The sequence below is a fragment of the Seohaeicola zhoushanensis genome, from assembly GCF_014656415.1.
GTDB lineage: Bacteria > Pseudomonadota > Alphaproteobacteria > Rhodobacterales > Rhodobacteraceae > Seohaeicola_A > Seohaeicola_A zhoushanensis.
Window position 1 is genome coordinate 1 of the sequence record NZ_BNCJ01000013.1, and the last position, 18,673, is coordinate 18,673.

The following is an 18,673-nucleotide window of genomic DNA, read 5'->3' on the forward strand; positions in this document are numbered from 1 at the left end:
CCATCAAGGCCGGCCATTTCGCGCGCTCGACAATCACCGTCCGCGACGCCGAGGGCAACGTCCTGCTCGACCACGAGGAATACCCCCGCCCGCAGACCACGCTGGACAGCCTCGCCGCCCTCAAGCCGGTCTTCGAGGCGGTGGCGCAATCGCCCGTCGACGACGAGGGCACCACCCAGCTCGACCTGATCCGCCGCGTCTATCCGGGCCTCGACATCGACTACATCCACCACGCCGGGACATCTTCGGGCGTGGTCGACGGCGCCGCCGCCCTGCTCATCGCCTCGCACCAGGCCATCGAGGCCAACGGCTGGACACCCCGCGCCCGCATCGTCGCCATGGCCAATGTCGGCGACAGCCCCGAGCTGATGCTGAACGGCCCCGTCCCCGCCGCCCGCAAGGTGCTCGACAAGGCCGGGATGACCCTTGCCGACATCGACCTGATCGAGGTCAACGAGGCCTTTGCCGTGGTGGCCGAGAAATTCATCCGCGACCTCGACCTCGACCGCGACAGGGTGAACGTCAACGGCGGCGCCATCGCCCTCGGCCACCCGATCGGGGCCACCGGCGCCATGCTGATCGGCACCCTGCTCGACGAGCTCGAACGCCGCGACCTGCACCGCGGGCTGGTCACCATGTGCGCCGCCGGCGGCATGGCCCCGGCCATCATCATCGAACGGGTCTGACCCGGTGCGCAGGCTGTCCCCGGTGTCGGGGACAGGGGGGGCAGCATACCGGGGTAAGATGGCCGCACCCGTGGTGCAACAGGGCTGACACGGAACTGTGCTCCGCCCGGCGGGCAAGGAGCCGAGCAAGATGGAAACGAACGTTCAATCCTCATTCAAGACAGCCGTCGAAGCGCTTGCCGCCGGGCGCGGCGTGTTCATTCACGGGGAAAGCGGCGCTCGGCGCGCGGCCGTAATGGTCGTTGCCGCCACGCACTGCGATGCACCCGGCGTCAACCTTCTGGCGAAACACGCGCGGGGCCTTGTCTGTCTTGCCATGACCGGCGAACAGGCCGCCCGGTTGGAGCTGCGGATGCAGCCTCGGCGCAACATGGCATCCGGGCAGACAGGATTCACGGTGTCCATCGAGGCGGTGCGGGGGGTGAGTACCGGCATTTCCGCAGAGGACCGTGCGCGCACCATTGCGGCGGCAATCGACCCTGCGAGCGGTCCGCGTGCGCTGCACACCCCGGGTCACGTCTTTCCCTACGTGGTGGCGGATGGCGGGACGCTTTTGAAGCCGACGTTGCCCGAGGCCGCGCTGGACCTTGCGCGGCTGTCCGGCTGCGGGCCTTTTGCGGTCTTCTCCGACGTGCTGGATGACGAGGGCGAACTGGCCGACATCGGCCATTTTCAGGCTTTGGCCGAGTCCCTGGACTGCGCCGTTCTGGACATCAAGGATCTGATCCTGGCCCGGCGCCGGACCGAGAAGATGGTGGAGCGCACCCATGCCACTTCGGCCGATACTGAGGAAGGCGGTATTTTCGCGGTCCAGCTTTACCGCAACCGGTTGTCGGGGGCGGAGCATATTGCGCTGATCAAGGGGAATTTGTCCGCTGCCACGGGTGCCGTGCCGGTGCGGGTGCATTCGCTGAACATCACCGACGACATCCTCCGCTGGCGCAACTTCGGCTCTTCCGATCATGTCGGGCGGTACTTGCGGGCGGTCGATGCGCTGGGGTGCGGGGTGATCATCCTGATCCGGGAATCCTATGACACGACCCTCACCGAGCGGTTCGTCGCGCGTGAGCGGCAGGCCTCGACCGGCTATGGCTTTACCGAGTTGATAGATTTCGGCATTCCGGCGCAGATCCTTGCCGATCTGGGCGTGCGGCAGATCGAGCTTCTGTCGGAGAGCGAAGGGCAATACGGCAACCTGGCCGGCTTCGGCATTTCCTGTGTCGGGACAAGACCGGTGTCCGATGCGGGATGAGTCCGCCACACACGCTCGGTTGCCCGTGTGGCGCACCGATGGGCTGGCCGACAGGCTGGCGGCGTATCTGACGGATCAGATGCGCGAACCTGTCGCCGTATCGGCGCTGAAGCGCTTCACGGCGGGCCTGTCCTGGGTGACGGTGCTTTTCGTGATGCATCCGTCCTCGGGCGGGGTGCGCGAAGCGATCCTGCGCATCGGAGATCCAAACGGATTGCTGGCCCCCTACTCGACTTTGCCCGAGTATCTGACCTTCACGACGCTGAATGCGGAAACCGCTGTCCCGGTGCCGCGGGTCCTGTGGCACAGCGACGACCCGGCGACCTTTGGTGCGCCGTTCCTGATTGTCACGCGCCTGCGCGGCGAGACCCTGCTGCCGCGATGGCCGGGGGCGGAAACCGAGGTGCCCTATCCGCATGCCAAACAGGTGACCGAGGATTTTGCCACGCATCTCGCCGCGATTCACGGGTGTGCCTGGCGCGGAACGCCGATCGAGGCGCTGACCCCCGGGGCGACGGTCGAGACCTGCACGCATAGAGAAATCGACCGCTGGAGCATGCATGCGGCGGGCCCGTCCGGTGGTTTGGAAGACAATGCCATGCGCTATGCGGCCGGATGGCTGCACGCCCATGCGCCGAAATCCGACGAGGTTGTACTGCTGCATGGCGACTATCGCGTGGGCAACTTCCTGGTCGATGACGGCCGGATTTCGGGCTTGCTGGACTGGGAGCTGACGCATCTTGGCGATCCGCACGAGGATCTGGCCTGGGCCGCGATGCGCACCTTCGGCGGCACCCGGACGACCCTGTCCGGGTTGCTGGACCTTCAGGCCTTCCAGGAGCGGTACACGGCCGCGTCGGGCCGGCAGGTGGATCAGCACCGGGTGAGGTATTTCCAGGTACTGGGACAGTTCAAGATGGCGTCGATGCTGGTGGGCACCGAGCAGCGGCTGCGCAATGGCGATCTGCACGACATCCGCCTTGCGGTGATGGTGCTGCAGAAGGCGACCACGCTGATGGGAATGCTGAAGATGATCGAGATTGCGGCATGACCCTGGCGCTGACCCTTTATTTCGACGCGATCCGCAGCTCGATGAAGGCCGAGGTGCTACCGCATGTTCAGCACGAACACGCGCGCAGCCAGCTTCTTGGGGCGCTCGACGTTCTCGACAAGCTGTCCGCGCTCTCCGACTGGTCGCCTGCGCTGCAGGCCGAACAGAACGCGGCGTTGTCGCAGGGGTTGAGCGAGCTGGGAGAGACGCCCGAGACCGGCGACGGCGAGCCGGCCGAGGCGCTTGCGGGAAACGAGACCGCCTTTGCGCGGGTGATCGCAGCGGTCTTTGCGTCCGGCGGAGACGCCGCTTTGCCGGCGGAAACCGAAGCGATCATCCACAAGAGCCTGCGGGCCTATCTCGCGGCGGAGCGGTCGCGCATCGCCGCCGCCAATTATTCCGCCATGACCTGACCGGACAGAAGGACTTCTCATGCTTTCACCGCAAGACGACAATATCGGGCATCAGCTGCCGACCACCTTCAACCATGTCGTGTCGAGCGATGATCGCTGGACCGAACGGTTCTGGTATTCGGGCGCTCCGATCGACACTGGCGACGTGCTGCTGGACCTCGGGCTTGGCTGGTATCCGAACAAGAACATCATGGACATGTTCGCGGGCATCACAGTGGACAATGTCCAGCACAACTATCGTGTCTCGCGCCAGCTGGGCTCGGCGCCGCTGGAAACCGCGGCGGGGGCGCTGCGGTTCGAGATCGTGGAAGGGCTGAAGCACCACAGGCTGACCCTGGCAGAGAACGATCTGGGTCTGAGTTTCGAGATCGACTGGCGGGCGAGCTTCAAGGGGCTGGAAGAGCACCAGAGTTTTCGACGCAAGCGGAACAGGGTGGAAGAGGACCTGATCCGGATGACGCAGTTCGGCCGCATGGAGGGCTGGATCGAACTTAAGGGCCGCCGGATCGAGGTCAGCCCGGACACCTGGTATGCGCAGCGCGACCATTCCTGGGGTATCCGCTCGGTCATGCAGACCGACATGGTCACGAACGGCACGCTGCCGACCTACAAGGACTTCTTCTGGTTCTGGCTGACCTACCAGTTTGATGACTTCGCAATCTCGCTGTTCCTGAAAGAGCGAAAGCCCGGCAAGCCGTTCTTTCTGTCGGGCCTGGAGATCGGCAGCGATGGAGAGGAGCGCGAGATCATCGCCGTCGATCACGAGATCGAATGGGCGGATGATCCGCTGGGCCAGACCTGGTCGGGCGGTAGTCTGGTGTTGCACTACGAGGACGGCGGGACGCGCGAACTGACGCTGGCGCCGCAGCGGGGCCGGTTCTTCCTGAAGGGTGGTGGCTACGGCGGTCACCAGGGATGGAACCACGGCGACAACCGCGGAAAACTGCACAGCGACCACTACGTCTGGGATCTGTCCGACCCCGAAACCCGGCGTCAGGCGCGTCAGCTGGGCGACCACTTCACCCGCGTCGAATGTGGCGGGCAGACCGGTTACGGCATGAGTGAATACGGGGTCGCCAAGGGCTATCCGAAATACCAGATCGCCCAACGGCACGAACCGTTGTGATGTAATGGGGCCGAAACCCGGAGGGGAACATGCGTCTTACTTCCAGTCTGACACGGGCGGTCCAGACCCGCGGGCGGTATCCGGCAACGATCTTTGCCGGCCGGACAAGAACCTGGTCAGAGGTGGGAGCGCGGGTCCGATGCCTGGCCGGGGCGCTGGACGGGCTGGGCGTCGCGCCGACGGATCACGTGGCGATCCTGGCGTTGAACAGCGACCGCTACGTGGAAGCCTTCTATGGCATCGCCTGGGCCGGTGGCGTGTCCGTCCCGCTGAATACGCGATGGTCGCTGACGGAAATCGTCTATGCACTGACAGATTCCGGGGCGCGGGTGTTGCTGGTCGATGCCGCGTTCCGCGGGTCCCTATCGGAGATACTTGCAGCGACGCAGGTGCAGTCGGTCGTCTACATTGATGATGACACGCCGCCCGAGGGCGCATTGTCGTACGAGGCGCTGGTCGCGGGGGCGGAGCCGATGGACGAGCGGTCGGGCATCGGCGACGATCTGTGCAGTATATGCTATACCGGGGGCACCACGGGGAAATCCAAGGGTGTGATGCTGTCGCACACCAATCTGGTCGTGGCGTCGATCAACTGGATCGCCTCGCTGCACTTCAGCGACGAAACCGTCTTCATGCATTCCGCCGGCTTTTTCCATCTGGCCGGTTCCATTCCGATGTTTGCGCTGACGCTGGCCGGTGGGACGCATGTCTGCCTGCCGAAGTTCGATGCCGAACTGGGCATGGAGATCATCCAGAAGCATCGGGTGAACTACTGCCTGTTCGTACCGACGATGATCAACATGATCCTCAACCATCCGCGCGAGGCGGAGTTCGATCTGTCGAGCCTGCGTTATATTGAGTATGGCGCGTCGCCGATGTCGGAAAGCGTTCTGGCCAGGGCGCTGGAGCGATTGCCGGACTGCACGTTCATTCAGGGATACGGGATGACCGAATGCGCCGCGCTGGCGCTGTCCTTGCCGTGGCGCTACCACTTCGACGGGCCCGACTGGACCGCGAGACGGCTTGCGACCGGGTGCGCGGCCTATGGGCTGGACGTGAAGATCACCGCGCCTGGCGGCGGCCTGGAGCTGCCACGCGGCGAACACGGCGAGATCGCGTTGCGCGGGCCGCAGGTGATGCTGGGATACTGGAACCAGCCGGAACTGACCGAGGCGGCTTTTTGTGACGGTTGGCTGTGCAGCGGCGACGGCGGTTACATGGACGACGATGGTTTCATCTATCTGACAGACCGGGTGAAGGACATGATCGTCAGCGGCGGCGAGAATGTCTATTCGAAGGAGGTCGAGAATGCGATCTTCAAGCATCCGGCGGTGAAGGACTGCGCGGTGATCGCCATTCCCTCGGCCGAGTGGGGAGAGGCGGTTCATGCTGTGGTCGTCTGCAAGGCCGGACAGAGCGTGACGCTGACCGATCTCAGGACGCATTGCGCCTCGTTGCTGGCCAACTACAAGTGTCCGCGCAGTATGGAGGTGATGGATGCGCTGCCGATTTCGGGGGCTGGCAAGACGCTGAAGGCAGAGCTGCGGGCGCCTCACTGGAAGAATGCGCCACGTCCCGTCGGCTGACGGCGGCGCTGTTTCGAGAAAGACTACGGGAGATCTCGATGACTTTACCGACCCCGGTCGAACGTGAGGAAAGCCACCTGCGGACCTACCGGTTTCAGGCCTATCGCCGCAAGGACGGGCTGTGGGATATCGACGCGATGGTTCAGGACAGCAAGCCCTATGTCTATTTCGACCATACAAGGGGTGCGATGGAGCCCGGCGCGTTCATCCACAATATCTCGGTTAGGGTCACGTTCGACGGGGATTTCGTGGTGCAGGACATCGTCTGCGCGCTGGACGACACGCCTTATCTGTTCTGTCAGGGCGGCGGGGACAACCTGCCGGATCTACTTGGGGCGAACCTGATGAAGGGCTGGCGGCAGCGCGTGGCCGAGGTGCTGGGTGCGACAAGCGGCTGCACGCATCTGCGGGAAATGCTGCTGAGCGTACGGACCGTGGCATTTCAGACCCTGTCGTCGGAGTGGGAGAACCGGACCGAGCCGGACAGCCTGCGCACCGAGACGCTGACCACGCGGCCGGCCTATCTGGGCGGGTGTCATGCGATGGCGCTGGACGGTCCGGTGGTCGCCGCCCATTTTCCCCAGTTCAGCACTCCCCGCGAGGAGTGACGGCGGTCAGCCCGACTTTTTCAGGAAGGCGTCCCGGGCCGCCTGATGTTCGGCGGACTGCAGCAGGGTGAGGTAGGACGCCATTTCGCGCAATAGAACGGCGTCGAGCGAGCCGGCGTTCTCGGTCAGCATCGCCTTGACATGGCCCTTCGCCTCTTGCGTGAAGGCGGCCAGTTCGCGCGCCCGGGTCATGGCGGTCTCGATCAGCTGACCCTCGGCGCTGATCTCGTCGGCAAGTCCGATGCGCACCGCCTCCTCGGCACCGGTGACGCTGCTGGAGAGCAACATCCGCCGCGCGCGGCCTTCGCCGACGCGACGCGGCAGAGTGAAGCCAAGCGCGAGGTCGGGCGGCAGGCCGACACGCCCGAAGGAGGCAGAGAAACGCGCGCTGGGGTCGACGATGACCTGATCGCAGCAGAGCGCCAGCGACATGCCCGCGCCATAGGCGGGGCCGGCCACGGCAGCGACGACGGGCCGGGTGCCGGCGAGAAGCATCCGGACGACATCGTGCAGGATCGTCATGCGCGCCCGCGCCACCTCGGGGTCCGATGTCATGGCCGAGATGTCACCGCCCGAGCAGAAGCTGCCCCCTGCCCCGGAGAGGACAATCGCGCGGACAGAAGGATCTGTCTGCGCCGCGACGATTGCCTCGCGCAGTTCGCGCCGCAGGATGTCGGTCAGCGCGTTCTTCTTGCCGGGCACATTCAGTTCCAGGTGGAGGAGACTGTCGTGCGCCGTGGCGGTCAGCTGTTCCATCGAGATGCGTCCTTTGTCGTCAGTTTGGCCCGCCCCGGCTATGCTGATTTGCTGCACTGGGCGTGGATGCTGACTTGCAAATACCGGCTGTCCGGTTTTATTTAAAGGAAATTGTGGGAGGCTTCCAGTGCTGAAAGACAAAGTCATCATCGTAACAGGTGCCGGGGGCGGCATCGGTCGGGCGCTGGCATTGGAATGCGCGCGCGCCGGCGCGGCGGTTGTCGCCAACGATATCGGTGTGTCGCTGAGCGGTGAGGCGGATGATCTTGGCGCCGCCGAGAAGGTCGTGCAGGAAATCATAGCCGCCGGTGGACAGGCGGTTGCCGCGACGCAGAGCGTATCGGACCCCGGCGAGGCGCAGGCCATCGTGGGCACGGCGATCGACCGTTTCGGTCGTATCGACGGGGTGATCAACAATGCGGGCATCCTGCGCGACGGCTTCTTCCACAAGATGAGCCACGAGAACTTCGACTCGGTCTTGAAGGTCCATCTGTACGGAAGCTTCAACATCAGCCGCGCGGCTGCGATGCATTTCAAGGATCAGGGTTCGGGCGCCTTTGTCCACATGACCTCGACCTCGGCGCTGATCGGGAATTTTGGCCAGGCCAATTACATGGCCGCGAAGATGGGGATCGTTGCGCTGTCCAAGTCCATCGCGCTGGACATGGAGCGCTTTGGCGTGAAATCGAACTGCATCGCCCCCTTTGCCTGGAGCCGGATGACCAGTTCCCTGCCCACAGACACGCCGGAACAGATCGCGCGGGTGGAGAAGTTCAAGCAGATGGTGCCGGAGAAGATCGCGCCGCTGGCGATTTCGCTGCTGTCGGGCGACGAGCGGGCGCCATCGGGGCAAATCTTCTGCGTGCGCAACAACGAAATCATGCTGATGAGCCAGCCGCGTCCGCTGCGGTCGGTTCAGCGTGGCGAGGGATGGACACCCGAGACGGTGCTGGATCATGCGCTGCCGTCGATGGCCGCTCAATTCTACCCGCTGGAACGCTCGGAGCATGTGTTCACCTGGGATCCCGTCTGACTTGGTTTCGCTTCAGATCGAGGAATGGTCATGCGATTGAAGACGCGGATAACCGAGCTTTTGGGTATCGAACATCCTGTCGTCATGGGCGGTCTGACCTTCTATGGCCGGGCGGAACTGGCCTCGGCCGTGTCCAATGCTGGGGCGCTTGGGATGCTCACGGCGCTTACCGCGGGTTCCCCCGAGGGGCTGTCCCGCGAGATCGCGCGATGCCGGGATATGACCGACCGGCCGTTCGGGGTGAATCTGACGCTGCTGCCGACGATCAATCCAATTCCCTATGACGAATACCGGGATGCGATCATCGAGGGCGGCGTGGTGGCGGTCGAAACGGCCGGGCGCGCGCCGACCGACCATCTGCCGCTGCTGAAGGGTGCAGGGATCAAGGTGATTCACAAGTGCGCTTCGGTTCGGCATGCGGTTTCGGCCGAGAAGATGGGGGTCGACGTGATCTCGATCGACGGTTTCGAATGCGCCGGGCATCCGGGAGAGGATGATGTGGGCGGGCTGGTTCTGATCCCCGCGACGGCGGACCGGATCCGCATTCCGATGATCGCCTCGGGTGGTTTCGGGGACGGGCGCGGCCTTGCCGCCGCCTTGATGCTGGGGGCCGAGGGGATCAACATGGGGACCCGGTTCTGTGCGACGCAGGAGGCGCCGGCCCATCCGGATATCAAGCGGCTGTACGTCGATAAGGACGAGCGGGACACCAATCTAATCTTCCGCCGTTTGCGCAACACGGCGCGGGTGATGAAGACTTCGGTTTCCGATGAAGTCGTCGAGCGATTGGCGCATCCGGATGCCACCTTTGCGGATGTCGCGGAGCTGGTGGCCGGCACGCGGGGCAGGCAGGCGCTGGTTGACGGGGATGCCGATGGCGGGATCATCTGGGCCGGACAGGTGATGGGGCTGATCCATGATCTTCCGACATGTGACGCGCTGGTGGGGCGGATCGTGCGCGATGCCTGCGATCTGATGCGCCGCTGCCCTGTGGTGGAATGAGCGTGCGTGGATCGCGCCGGATTTCCTTTGCTCGGTTGCGGGGAATATGTTCTGCTGATAGACGAAACCCGAATTTCATAATCCGAACGTTCGACGTATAGATGGCCAGAACTCAAAGCAAAGATTACCCTGAAATCCGCCAGAATATCCTGCGGTCGGCGGCAAAGCTGTTCGCCGAGAAGGGTTTTTCTTCCACGACCATCGTGGACCTTGCGCAGGCGTGCCAGTCGTCGCGCGGGGCGTTGTACCATTACTTCACGTCCAAGGAAGAGATCCTGACCCGGATCATCACCGAACATGTGGAGGCCATGCTGGTGTCGCTGCACGACATCGGCGAAGAGCGGCTGGAGCCGGAAGCGCATCTGCGTGCCATCGCGCGCAAGATCATGGAGCTGAACGCCGTCAACAATGCCGAGCAGATCGTTCTTCTGAACGACTGGAACCAGCTGGACGACGGGACGCGCGCGTCGGTCGGGGCGGCGCAGCGCAAGATCATCTCGATCGTGCGCGATGCGATGACGCGGGTGGATTCGGCGCACCGGATGACGCCGAAATATGCGACCACCTATGCCATGTCGCTGCTTGGGTCGCTGAACTACACCTATGCCTGGTATGACCCCAACGGACCGGTGACCCCGCAGGACTATGCGGATCGGGTCATCGATGTGTTCATGTCGGGCTTTCCCGCGAAAGCCTGAGCACGCCCTTCCCCGGAGTTTCTGGATATGACCGACGCCCCGATCGATCGCGTTCGTGCGCGGATCGCCGCGATATTCGGCCAGTGGGGGCGCGGCACCACCCTTGACGAGATGCGCGCCGGGTTTGCCGAGCTTGTCTCGCACGGCCGGCGCCCGGACATGCGTTCACTCGCCGCGGACGGCGTTCCGGCGGGCTGGTTCGGTGCCGGAGATGGCGTGATCCTTTACTGCCACGGCGGCGGCTATCAGATGGGGTCGCTTGTCTCGCACGGCGCGCTGATGGCGGATCTTGCAGCCGCCAGCGGCACGCGCGTTCTGGGCTTCGACTATCGCCTGGCACCGGAACACCGGTATCCGGCCGCTCTTGACGATGCGGTGTCGGTGTATCGTTGGGTGCTGGATCAGGGAGTGGACCCTGCCCGACTGGCCATTGCGGGCGATTCCGCCGGGGCGGGACTGGCGCTGGCGACCCTGCTGAAGGCCCGTGAGGAGGGGTTTCCGCTGCCGGCGGCGGCGGTGTTCCTGTCGCCCTGGGTCGACATGGAACTGCGCGGCGAAAGCTACGAGACCCGAGCCGCGGTCGATCCGCTGACGCAGAAGGCCAAGGTGGGGATGATGGTGCGGGCCTATATCGGGCGGGAGGGCGATCCGAGTGATCCCTATGTCTCGCCGGTCAATGGCGATCTGGCGGGGCTGCCGCCGATCCTGATCCATGTCGGCAACAACGAGACGGTTCTGGGCGATACGGAGCTTTTGCAGGCGCGCCGGCGCTGCCGGGACTTTGGTGGAGGCAGTGGTCTGGGACGACATGATCCACCACTTCCAGGTCTTTCCAGAGTTGTCGGAAGCCCGGGAATCGCTGGCGCAGATCGGCGCTTGGCTGCGCGACAGGATCGGCTGAACCGTCCGTTGACGGCCCAACCTGTCCCTGATGCCTTCAGATTGCGCGTTCGCGGCCTTCCCAATAGGGGGAACGCAGCTTGCGCTTGAAGATCTTGCCGCTGTCCTCGCGCGGCAGGGTGTCGTGGAACGTCACTGCGCGGGGCACCTTGTAGCCGGTCAGCCGTTGCTTCAGCCAGCTTCGGATGGACTCGGCATCGGTCCGCGCGCTGGGTTTGAGCTGCACCGCCGCCATCAGGGATTCACCCATCTCGTCATCCGGAATTCCGAATACGGCGCAGTCCTGGACGTCGGGATGGCTCAGCAGGGCCATTTCCGTCTCGGCCGGATAGATATTGACGCCTCCGGAGATAACCATGTCCTTCTTGCGGTCGCACAGATAGAGGGCGCCATCCTCGTTCACGTAGCCCATGTCGCCGAGTGTGATCATGGTATCTATCTCGCACTCGGCGCGGGCGTCGGGGCGGCCGACATAGGTGAAGTCGCCGAAGGCATCGTTGCGGGCGTAGATCTCGCCCACTTCATTGGGGCCGAGCCTTTCGCCATTTTCCCCGATGATGGCGTAGCGAGTCCCTTCGAGCGGGAGCCCGACCGTGCCGGGATAGGTCAGCCAGGTCGCGGAATCGCATGAGAATGTGATGCCCTGTTCGGTGCCGCCGTAGATTTCGTGAATCACCGGGCCGAACCAGTCGATCATCTGGCGTTTCACCTCCACCGGGCAGGGCCCGCCGGTATGGGAGACCTGCCGCAGCGAGGATACGTCATAGCGGGCGCGGACCTCAGGCGGCAGTTTCAGCAGCCGGACAAAGACGGTCGGCACGGTGGAGATATGGGTGATGCGGTGCTCTTCGATCAGTTTCAGCATGCCCTCGGCATCGAACTTGGGCTGCAGAACGGCGAGGTCGGCCTCGTTGACCGCGAAGCGGCCGGCCGCATCCGGGCTGGCATGGTAAAGCGGTCCGAGCACCAGAACGCGGGCACCCGGGCCGATTCCGTAGGCGTCGAAGATAAACTTGCGGAACTTGGCCATCTGCGCGGGCGTCATTGTGGGTTTGCGCACGGCCTTGGGATGGCCCGTGGTTCCCGACGTGTAGAGGATGGCCGCCGGAGGAACGCGGGGTTCGCCGGCATAGGGTTCAAAGCCCGAGATCCAATCTTCCCACACCTTCGAGCCGTCGAAGACCTGCAGGGCCTCTCGGGTCGCGGCACAGTTGGTGGCCGGCTGGCCGTCGACCGGGACGAGGAACACGGGGATCCCGGGCGGAATGGCGTCACGGACGCCGAGAAGGATGTCGGAGTGTCCGACCAGAGCCTTTGGTCTAGCATCCTTCATGATGTAGTCGATCTCGTCCGTCTTGTTGTGCCAGTTCAGGGGAACTGCGTAACCGCCTGTCCCGCCGATACCCCTGCTGGCTTCGAAAAAGGCAATGGTATTGCGCATCAGCAGCGCGACAGGATCCTCGGGCCCTATGCCGATGGAAAGAAAGGCGCTGGTCGCCCGCAGGCCCTTTTCGAACAGGGTCTGGCGGGACATCATTTCGTCACCGATGATCACGACGTCCTTGAGCATGTCCTTCTCCTTCTTTGTGTCCGTCGCTTCAGGGGCACCCTGGAGTCGGTCCTGGCTTTCTGTCTGGATTGACCCGCCGGAAGACTAGGTCCGGTCCCAGGGAGGGGCCGTCCCATGTGCCGGGGACATCCCACAAGGGCCGGGCTCCCCGGGTTGGGTTGGTGACGGTGCATGCGCCTCAGTCGAGCGAGGCCTCATAGCGTTTGCGGTAGAACCCCGGGCCGCCATAGTTTTCATTCACGGTCATGGCGCGTTTGAAGAAATGTCCGACCATAAGCTCGCTGGTGATGCCCATGCCGCCGTGCAGTTGTACTGCCTGCTGGCTGACGAAGCGTAGCGCTTCTGCGGCCTTGACCTTCATGCCGGTGACCGCCCGTTCGAAGGCGCGGGTGTCCGCAGGGTCGGTCAGAAGGGCCATGTAAAGCAGCGAGCGGGCATCTTCGAGATAGAGAACCATATCCGCCATGCGATGTTGCAGGGCCTGGAAGGCGCTGAGCGGCTGCCCGAACTGCTGTCGCCCAGTGATATAGGCGGCAGTGGTGCGGATCAGGGTTTCCATCATACCGACGGCTTCGGCCGTATGCGCGATTGTCGCCATGTCGGCGGCGTGCAGATGAAGGTCGGCTCCGGCTCCGATGGCACCGAGACGGGTTTCCGCGCCGACGGCGACATCTTCGAACCGGAGTTCCGAGGCGGGCTGACCATCGATCATGGTAAAGTCGCTGCGGGTAATCCCTGTCGTATCGGCAGACAGGAGAAACAGCGAGAAGGTCTGCTGTTCGTCCTCCTGTGCCGAAACGATGAAATGAGTGGCCAGAGGTGCGCCCGCGACCATGATCTTGGTACCGGTGAGTTGTCCGTTTTCGACGCGCGTGCCAACCTTTCGGGCGCCGGACAGTTGGCCGGGTTCCGTGTGGGCCAGTGCAACGATCATCTTGCCGGTGCCGACGCTTTCCAGCGCCTGCGTGGCATCGGCCGTTTTAAACAGGGTGCCTGCATAAACAGCCGTGGGAACGAAACTGTCGAGCGCCAGGTGGCGACCGAGTTCCTGCGCCACGACCATCGCGTCGATCATGCCGCCCCCCATGCCACCCAGCCCTTCGGGCACCATGACGGATAAGAGGCCAAGATCGGCGGCTATGCCCTGCCACAGGGCGCGCCGCGCGGCGGTTCCTCCGTTGCTCAGGCGATCCTGATCCCAGTGTTTTTCCAGATAGGCAGCGACTGAGCGCCCCAGCATCACCTGTTCCTCGGAGAGATCGAAGTTCATCCTGCTTCTGGTCCTTGTTTCATTCTGCTGTTGCAAAGAGGCCCGCAGTCCACTGCCTCACGGCACCTGACCGGCCGAGATGAAGCGGAACAGGATGTTGCGCTGAATTTCGTTCGATCCGCCGTAAATCGACGCCGCCCGTCCGTTCAGATATTTGGCCGTGGGCCGGATCGCCGACGGTGTGCCGATGGCCGCCTCGTTGGAGCCAGGCTTTAGCGCGGCGCGCTGATCGGCCATGCCCAGGGGGCCGAGTGCGGCGACCGACACCTCCTGAGCTGCCTGCTGGCATTCAGATCCACGCAGCTTCAGGATGGAGGCGATCGCGTCGCCGACGTTCTGGCCCGAGCTGATGGCGGAAACGACGCGCTTTTCCATCCAGCTTTGCGCGGTGACACGCAGTTGTGCATCCGCGAAGTCGCGGCGGAATTGCGGATCGTCCCACTGCCGTTCGCCGGTGACGGGATCGGGCGACTTTGCCGCGATCCGGGCTTCGTCAAGGCTCGCCTGGGCCTGGGCCGCGTAGCTGCCTGCGCGTTCGAATTCGAGCAGGTACTTGGCGATGGCCCAGCCCAGCCCTTCGTCGCCGATACGGTTCGTTACGGGGATGCGGACATTGTCGAGAAAGACCTGGTTGGTCTCATGCTCGCCCGACATCGACACAATCGGCTGAACGGTGATGCCGGGTGTGTCGGTGGGGGCCACGAGAAAGGTGATGCCTTCCCGTTTGTTGGCGGGCTTCGCCGTGCGGACGAGCAGGAAAATCCAGTTGGACCAATGGGCATGGCTGGTCCAGATCTTGCCGCCGTTGACGATGTAGTGATCGCCGTCCAGAACGGCCTGAGTGCTGAGCGAGGCGAGGTCGGAGCCGGACCCCGGCTCAGAAAAGCCCTGTGACCAGTAGTGCTCACCGTTGAGGATGCGGGGCAGAAAGAAGTCCTTTTGCGCCTGGGTGCCGAACTGCATGACCACGGGCCCGAGCAGCTGGTGCCCGGAAACCCAAAGCGTGGGGGCGCCGGCACGCACGCATTCTTCCTCGAAGATGTGCCGGCGGGCGGCGTCCCAGCCTGTGCCGCCGTATTCCTTTGGCCAGGCCGGCGCGGCCCAGCCCTTCTTGTGGAGCTCTTTCAGCCACCAGATACCAAGCGCGGGTTCCGCAGCGATGCCGGCCTGCCGCTGTGCCTGCGCGCGGATGTCGGGTGTGATGGTCTGGTGGAGAAAATCGCGGACCGTCTTTCGGAAGGCTTCGAGGTCCGGGTCTGGGCTGGCATCCACGTCAGGTGCTCCGGTTGAGGTGGTCTCGAACGGGCGCAGAACCGGGCCCGCGGAGTCGTGTTCGCGCGGGTGGAGCCTTGCCCGATTGAATTAATTAAACGAATATTTATTATATGCGGTCCCCAAGTTGGGGGACGCATCTTTGCGGGTCTTCCGGGCTGTGCAAAGGCCCGCCGGAGTCGGGGTTATTCAAGGGAAAAAGTTAGCAAAAACATGATTCTATTGAGAGGCACAAATAAAATTAAATGATAAGATAATTGAGTTGAAAACCCGCGCGCCGTTCCGCAAGGTTGCTGGTGGGAGGAGATTCGAATGCTGGATATCTTGGAACAACCCTTCGCTCCGGACGAGGTTTCCGGAGAGACGCTGATTGCCGCGATATCGGAGGCGGTTCACCTGATCGGAACGCCGGATTTCGCCGAGGGGCTGATGCGCGCAGTCTCGTCTTTGGTCGAAGTCGACGGATGTGAATTGCTGCTTTTGCATGGTGGCCGTGTGCAGGTTGTCGATCGGGCGGGTGACCCGATGGCCGCCGTTTCGGGTGTGACGCCAAGCGCTTTCGACCTGCGGACGATGCTGCGGCCGGTTGCGGGCGGGGACTGCGCCGTTTCGATCTCGGGCATTGACGCGCCACAGGGAAACGATCCGCAAAAACATCAGAGGATCACGCTGTGCTGCATCCACGATCATTCCGTGACTGCCCTGCGTCTGTTGCGTTCGCCCGACCGGGAACCGCTGTCCCAAAGGCGGCTGGACCACATTCGGCGTCTGGCCCGCATCTTTCTGTCCTTCGTGACGCGGCATCTGGCCATCGCGGTGCGGCGCTCGCAGGCTGCGGCGCCGCTGGTGTCGCTGCAGATGATAGAGGAGAGCGTATTGCGCACAAACGAGCTGACCCGGCGGGAAAGCCAGGTCTGTGCCCGTATCCTCCACGGCTTGACGACACTCGGGATCGCGCTGGATCTGGACATCGGCAAGGAGAGCGTCGTGACCTACCGGAAAAGGGCCTATTCACGGCTGGCGATCAGCAGCCAGCGCGAACTTCTGGTCTGGTATCTGGACGCCTATGACAAGCAGCTGCTGAACCTCGCCGCGTGAGGCGTCAGCGGCGCAGACCTTTCAGGACCATTTCGGTCAGGAAGTCTGAATAATTGCGGCGTTCTTCGTCGGTGATCTCGTCAACGCCGAACAGGGCGGGCAACAGCCGGCGGCGGGCAAAGATGTGGTCGCTGGCGCCAACGACCATCATGTACATGTGCATGGACGAGACCTTCTTGAAGACCCCTTCCGCATAACCCTGCGCCAGAACGGAATCGTAGAATTCCACAATCGGCTGGGCGAATTCCCGGAAAACGGCTTCCTCCTCGCCTTCGGGCGCCGAATCCGACAGATAGCGGAAGAGGGCATAAACGTAGGGCGCCTGATAGTAGGCCTTGACGAGGCCGCGGATATGGGCGGCGATCTTGCGTTCCGGAGACAGGTCCATGCGGATGAGGTCGCTGAGCTGCGCGACGGAGCGATCAGCGCCGCGCCGCATGAGCGCCTGCAGCAGTCCGGCCTTGCCCCCGAAATGATATTGCACCACCGCAGGGCTCTGCCCTGCCCTTTCGGCAATCTCGGCGACTGACACGTCGATGGAGTTCTTGGCGACCATCACCTCGTGCACTGCGTCCAGCAGCAGCTCGCGCGGGTCGCCACGGCGGGCCTGTTCCTGTTTGGATGGGCGGCCGCGCTTGGCCTTGGCCTTTACCGGACGCGCGCCCGGCTCTGGCTTTGTGGCCTTCTGTCTGGCTGCCGACTTTATCCGAATCGCTCCACACCTCGACCGGGCGTCCGGCATTTGCCGGAACAACCTTCCGCACCAGGGCCTCAAATGCCACGGCTCAGGGTCCATGTCAAAAAAGGCTGTATGGGCTCAGGCTACTGCCGCGCAGCGCAACAGGTCTGTCCCACGCGGGTGTGACGCCGGTAGGTGCTCTTGTGTGCGGTTGGGTCGGAATGCGGTCAGCTTGCCGGCACGGTCCGGCCCGAGTGTTCCAGGGCTTTGGTCACCGCGAGCCGGGCAGATTCCGCGCAGGCCTGCGTGCCGCCGTTGCCATAGTCCTTGACCGCGTCGCCGACACACCAGAGGCCGCGAACGGGCGTTTCCACATCCATGTCATAGCCGGCGCCCGAGCGCTGCGCGGGCCAGTCGTCGCGCATCACCCGAACTGACAGCATCTTGACCTTGTCATCGAAGCCCGGGAACTGCTCGCGCAGGTCTTCGAGGGCCAGGTTCACCTCGGCATCGCTGTCGAAGTCGCCGATCGCCGGATGCGGAACGGCATAGGCCACATACTGGTGCCAGCCTTCCGGCGCGAGTTCGGGGCAGGTGGCGGTCAGGTTGGCCATGTTGCAGAGCCGGTTGTTCCGGGTCTGGCCGAAGGTCATGATTCCCGGCGCCTTTGGCATCAGGTCTTCCCGGGTGGCGAAGTTGAAGACGATATTGGCCGCGGGTTTGAGAAGATCCTCGGTCTGACGGACGTAGTCCGCGCCCAGAGCCTCGGGGCCGGTCAGGCCGACCAGCGCCTTCGGGCCGCCGTTGAACAGGATGGTCGAAGCTTCGACCCGGATCGGCGCGCCGCCGTTGCGGCGGATCCAGACGGCGGTGGCCTGTCCGTTCTCGATCTCGATCTTCTCGGCCGGACTGGATAGCCAGACCTCGCCGCCAAGCCGTTCGACCGCATCGGCCAGCGCCTGCCAGGCGCCCATGGTGCCTTGCGGATGAAAGCCAAACCGTTTGAACGCACCTTTCTGGGTGAAATAGGTCAAGAAGGCGCGGGCCGGGATTTCGCTGGAGTTCATCGCGAAGATTGCGGCGCAGAGGTTGCGGAAGATCGCGTGCACCGTCTTGTTGCCGGTATAGCGCTGCAACCAGTCCTCGGTCGACTCGCGGCTATCGGGAAGCGTGCCGGTGCGCGCCATGGCAAACTGGTCGAGCACCCGGGAGGCCTGTTTGGTCACGCCGTTCAGCAGGAAACCCAGGCCGCCCTTGCTGACGTCGACCACCTTGCGGTTGAGATAGAAGACGGCGGGCGGTGTCGGTTGGCGGATGTCCAGGGTGGCGCCGCAAAGCTTGAAGGTTTCTTCGAACACGCCGCCGGGTTCCAGCGCGATGGCGCCGATGTTCACCTTGTGGCCGTCGATGATCTCGGTGCCGGCGCGACCGCCCAGATAATCGTGGTCGTCGATCAGGAGGGTATGCCGGCCCGCCGCCGCCAGGCGGGCTGCCGCATGGCATCCTCCTGCGCCGGCCCCGATCACGATGGCATCAAACTTTAGGGCTTCGGTCATGGCGTCGCGCTCCTGCGTCTTCCTGTTGGGTGATTCATTAAACCGGATATCCGGCTTAATAATTTCACGGCAATGAGATACGCGCAACACATCTTTGACCGCTGCGCGCGTACGCAG

At 63.7% G+C, this 18,673-nt stretch carries 17 protein-coding genes and 1 pseudogene; 12 read left to right on the forward strand and 6 right to left on the reverse strand.

Features of this window, described 5'->3' with window-relative positions:
* The 7 genes and pseudogenes from IE266_RS18235 to IE266_RS18265 form a co-directional block, all read left to right on the forward strand.
* A pseudogene (locus IE266_RS18235) lies at nt 1–686 on the forward strand (acetyl-CoA C-acyltransferase); the annotation flags it as partial.
* Nucleotides 687–816: 130 nt separating this feature from the next.
* On the forward strand, nt 817–1,938 hold the full coding sequence (locus IE266_RS18240; RefSeq protein ID WP_189681556.1) for a 3,4-dihydroxy-2-butanone-4-phosphate synthase: 1,122 nt from the start codon (nt 817–819) through the stop codon (nt 1,936–1,938).
* Nucleotides 1,928–2,989, forward strand: coding sequence for a phosphotransferase family protein (locus IE266_RS18245; RefSeq protein ID WP_189681557.1), 1,062 nt, complete (start codon nt 1,928–1,930; stop codon nt 2,987–2,989). The genes IE266_RS18240 and IE266_RS18245 overlap by 11 nt, the downstream gene beginning before the upstream one ends.
* Nucleotides 2,986–3,402: a hypothetical protein gene (locus tag IE266_RS18250; protein WP_189681558.1), complete on the forward strand. Its 417-nt coding sequence runs from the start codon at nt 2,986–2,988 to the stop codon at nt 3,400–3,402. Before IE266_RS18245 ends, IE266_RS18250 begins: the two co-directional genes overlap by 4 nt.
* A 19-nt stretch (nt 3,403–3,421) precedes the next feature.
* Nucleotides 3,422–4,528 carry an Rv3169 family protein gene (locus IE266_RS18255; protein WP_189681559.1) on the forward strand — a complete coding sequence of 369 codons (1,107 nt, stop codon included), beginning with the start codon at nt 3,422–3,424 and terminating at the stop codon, nt 4,526–4,528.
* Nucleotides 4,529–4,557: 29 nt separating this feature from the next.
* A complete protein-coding gene (locus IE266_RS18260; protein ID WP_189681560.1) occupies nt 4,558–6,114 on the forward strand; it encodes an AMP-binding protein in 1,557 nt (518 codons plus the stop codon).
* Nucleotides 6,115–6,152: 38 nt separating this feature from the next.
* Nucleotides 6,153–6,722: a DUF2889 domain-containing protein gene (locus IE266_RS18265; protein ID WP_189681561.1), complete on the forward strand. Its 570-nt coding sequence runs from the start codon at nt 6,153–6,155 to the stop codon at nt 6,720–6,722.
* A 6-nt stretch (nt 6,723–6,728) separates the two neighbouring features.
* On the opposite strand, the gene IE266_RS18270 is transcribed toward IE266_RS18265, so the two are convergent.
* The gene (locus IE266_RS18270; RefSeq protein ID WP_189681562.1) at nt 6,729–7,478 is read right to left on the reverse strand and encodes an enoyl-CoA hydratase/isomerase family protein; all 750 of its coding nucleotides are present in this window, start codon (nt 7,476–7,478) and stop codon (nt 6,729–6,731) included.
* Between the two features lie 127 nt (nt 7,479–7,605).
* Between IE266_RS18270 and IE266_RS18275 the strand changes: the two genes are divergently transcribed.
* The 4 genes from IE266_RS18275 (at nt 7,606) to IE266_RS18290 (ending at nt 11,201) form a co-directional block, all read left to right on the forward strand.
* Nucleotides 7,606–8,511: an SDR family NAD(P)-dependent oxidoreductase gene (locus IE266_RS18275; RefSeq protein ID WP_229864260.1), complete on the forward strand. Its 906-nt coding sequence runs from the start codon at nt 7,606–7,608 to the stop codon at nt 8,509–8,511.
* A 30-nt stretch (nt 8,512–8,541) separates the two neighbouring features.
* On the forward strand, nt 8,542–9,513 hold the full coding sequence (locus tag IE266_RS18280; protein WP_189681563.1) for an NAD(P)H-dependent flavin oxidoreductase: 972 nt from the start codon (nt 8,542–8,544) through the stop codon (nt 9,511–9,513).
* Nucleotides 9,514–9,614: 101 nt separating this feature from the next.
* Nucleotides 9,615–10,211: a TetR/AcrR family transcriptional regulator gene (locus tag IE266_RS18285; RefSeq protein WP_189681564.1), complete on the forward strand. Its 597-nt coding sequence runs from the start codon at nt 9,615–9,617 to the stop codon at nt 10,209–10,211.
* A gap of 27 nt (nt 10,212–10,238) precedes the next feature.
* Nucleotides 10,239–11,201 carry an alpha/beta hydrolase gene (locus IE266_RS18290; RefSeq protein ID WP_189681565.1) on the forward strand — a complete coding sequence of 321 codons (963 nt, stop codon included), beginning with the start codon at nt 10,239–10,241 and terminating at the stop codon, nt 11,199–11,201.
* Here the strand turns inward: IE266_RS18290 and IE266_RS18295 are convergent.
* From IE266_RS18295 to IE266_RS18305, 3 genes are all read right to left on the reverse strand, one after another.
* Nucleotides 11,149–12,681, reverse strand: a complete 1,533-nt coding sequence (locus IE266_RS18295) for an AMP-binding protein (protein WP_229864263.1) — start codon at nt 12,679–12,681, stop codon at nt 11,149–11,151. The two genes, IE266_RS18290 and IE266_RS18295, sit on opposite strands and share 53 nt — an antisense overlap.
* 178 nt (nt 12,682–12,859) lie before the next feature.
* Nucleotides 12,860–13,951 carry an acyl-CoA dehydrogenase family protein gene (locus tag IE266_RS18300; RefSeq protein WP_189681566.1) on the reverse strand — a complete coding sequence of 364 codons (1,092 nt, stop codon included), beginning with the start codon at nt 13,949–13,951 and terminating at the stop codon, nt 12,860–12,862.
* 57 nt (nt 13,952–14,008) lie between these two features.
* Entirely contained in the window at nt 14,009–15,223 is a 1,215-nt protein-coding gene (locus IE266_RS18305; protein ID WP_229864265.1) for an acyl-CoA dehydrogenase family protein, read from the reverse strand.
* Between the two features lie 312 nt (nt 15,224–15,535).
* On the opposite strand from IE266_RS18305, the gene IE266_RS18310 reads away from it, so the two are divergent.
* Nucleotides 15,536–16,321 carry a helix-turn-helix transcriptional regulator gene (locus IE266_RS18310; protein WP_189681567.1) on the forward strand — a complete coding sequence of 262 codons (786 nt, stop codon included), beginning with the start codon at nt 15,536–15,538 and terminating at the stop codon, nt 16,319–16,321.
* 4 nt (nt 16,322–16,325) lie between these two features.
* Here IE266_RS18310 and IE266_RS18315 read toward each other — a convergent pair whose 3' ends face one another.
* Both IE266_RS18315 and IE266_RS18320 read right to left on the reverse strand, forming a co-directional pair.
* A complete protein-coding gene (locus IE266_RS18315; RefSeq protein WP_189681568.1) occupies nt 16,326–17,063 on the reverse strand; it encodes a TetR family transcriptional regulator in 738 nt (245 codons plus the stop codon).
* A gap of 164 nt (nt 17,064–17,227) precedes the next feature.
* A complete protein-coding gene (locus tag IE266_RS18320) occupies nt 17,228–18,556 on the reverse strand; it encodes a phytoene desaturase family protein (protein ID WP_189681569.1) in 1,329 nt (442 codons plus the stop codon).
* Nucleotides 18,557–18,673: the final 117 nt, after the last annotated feature.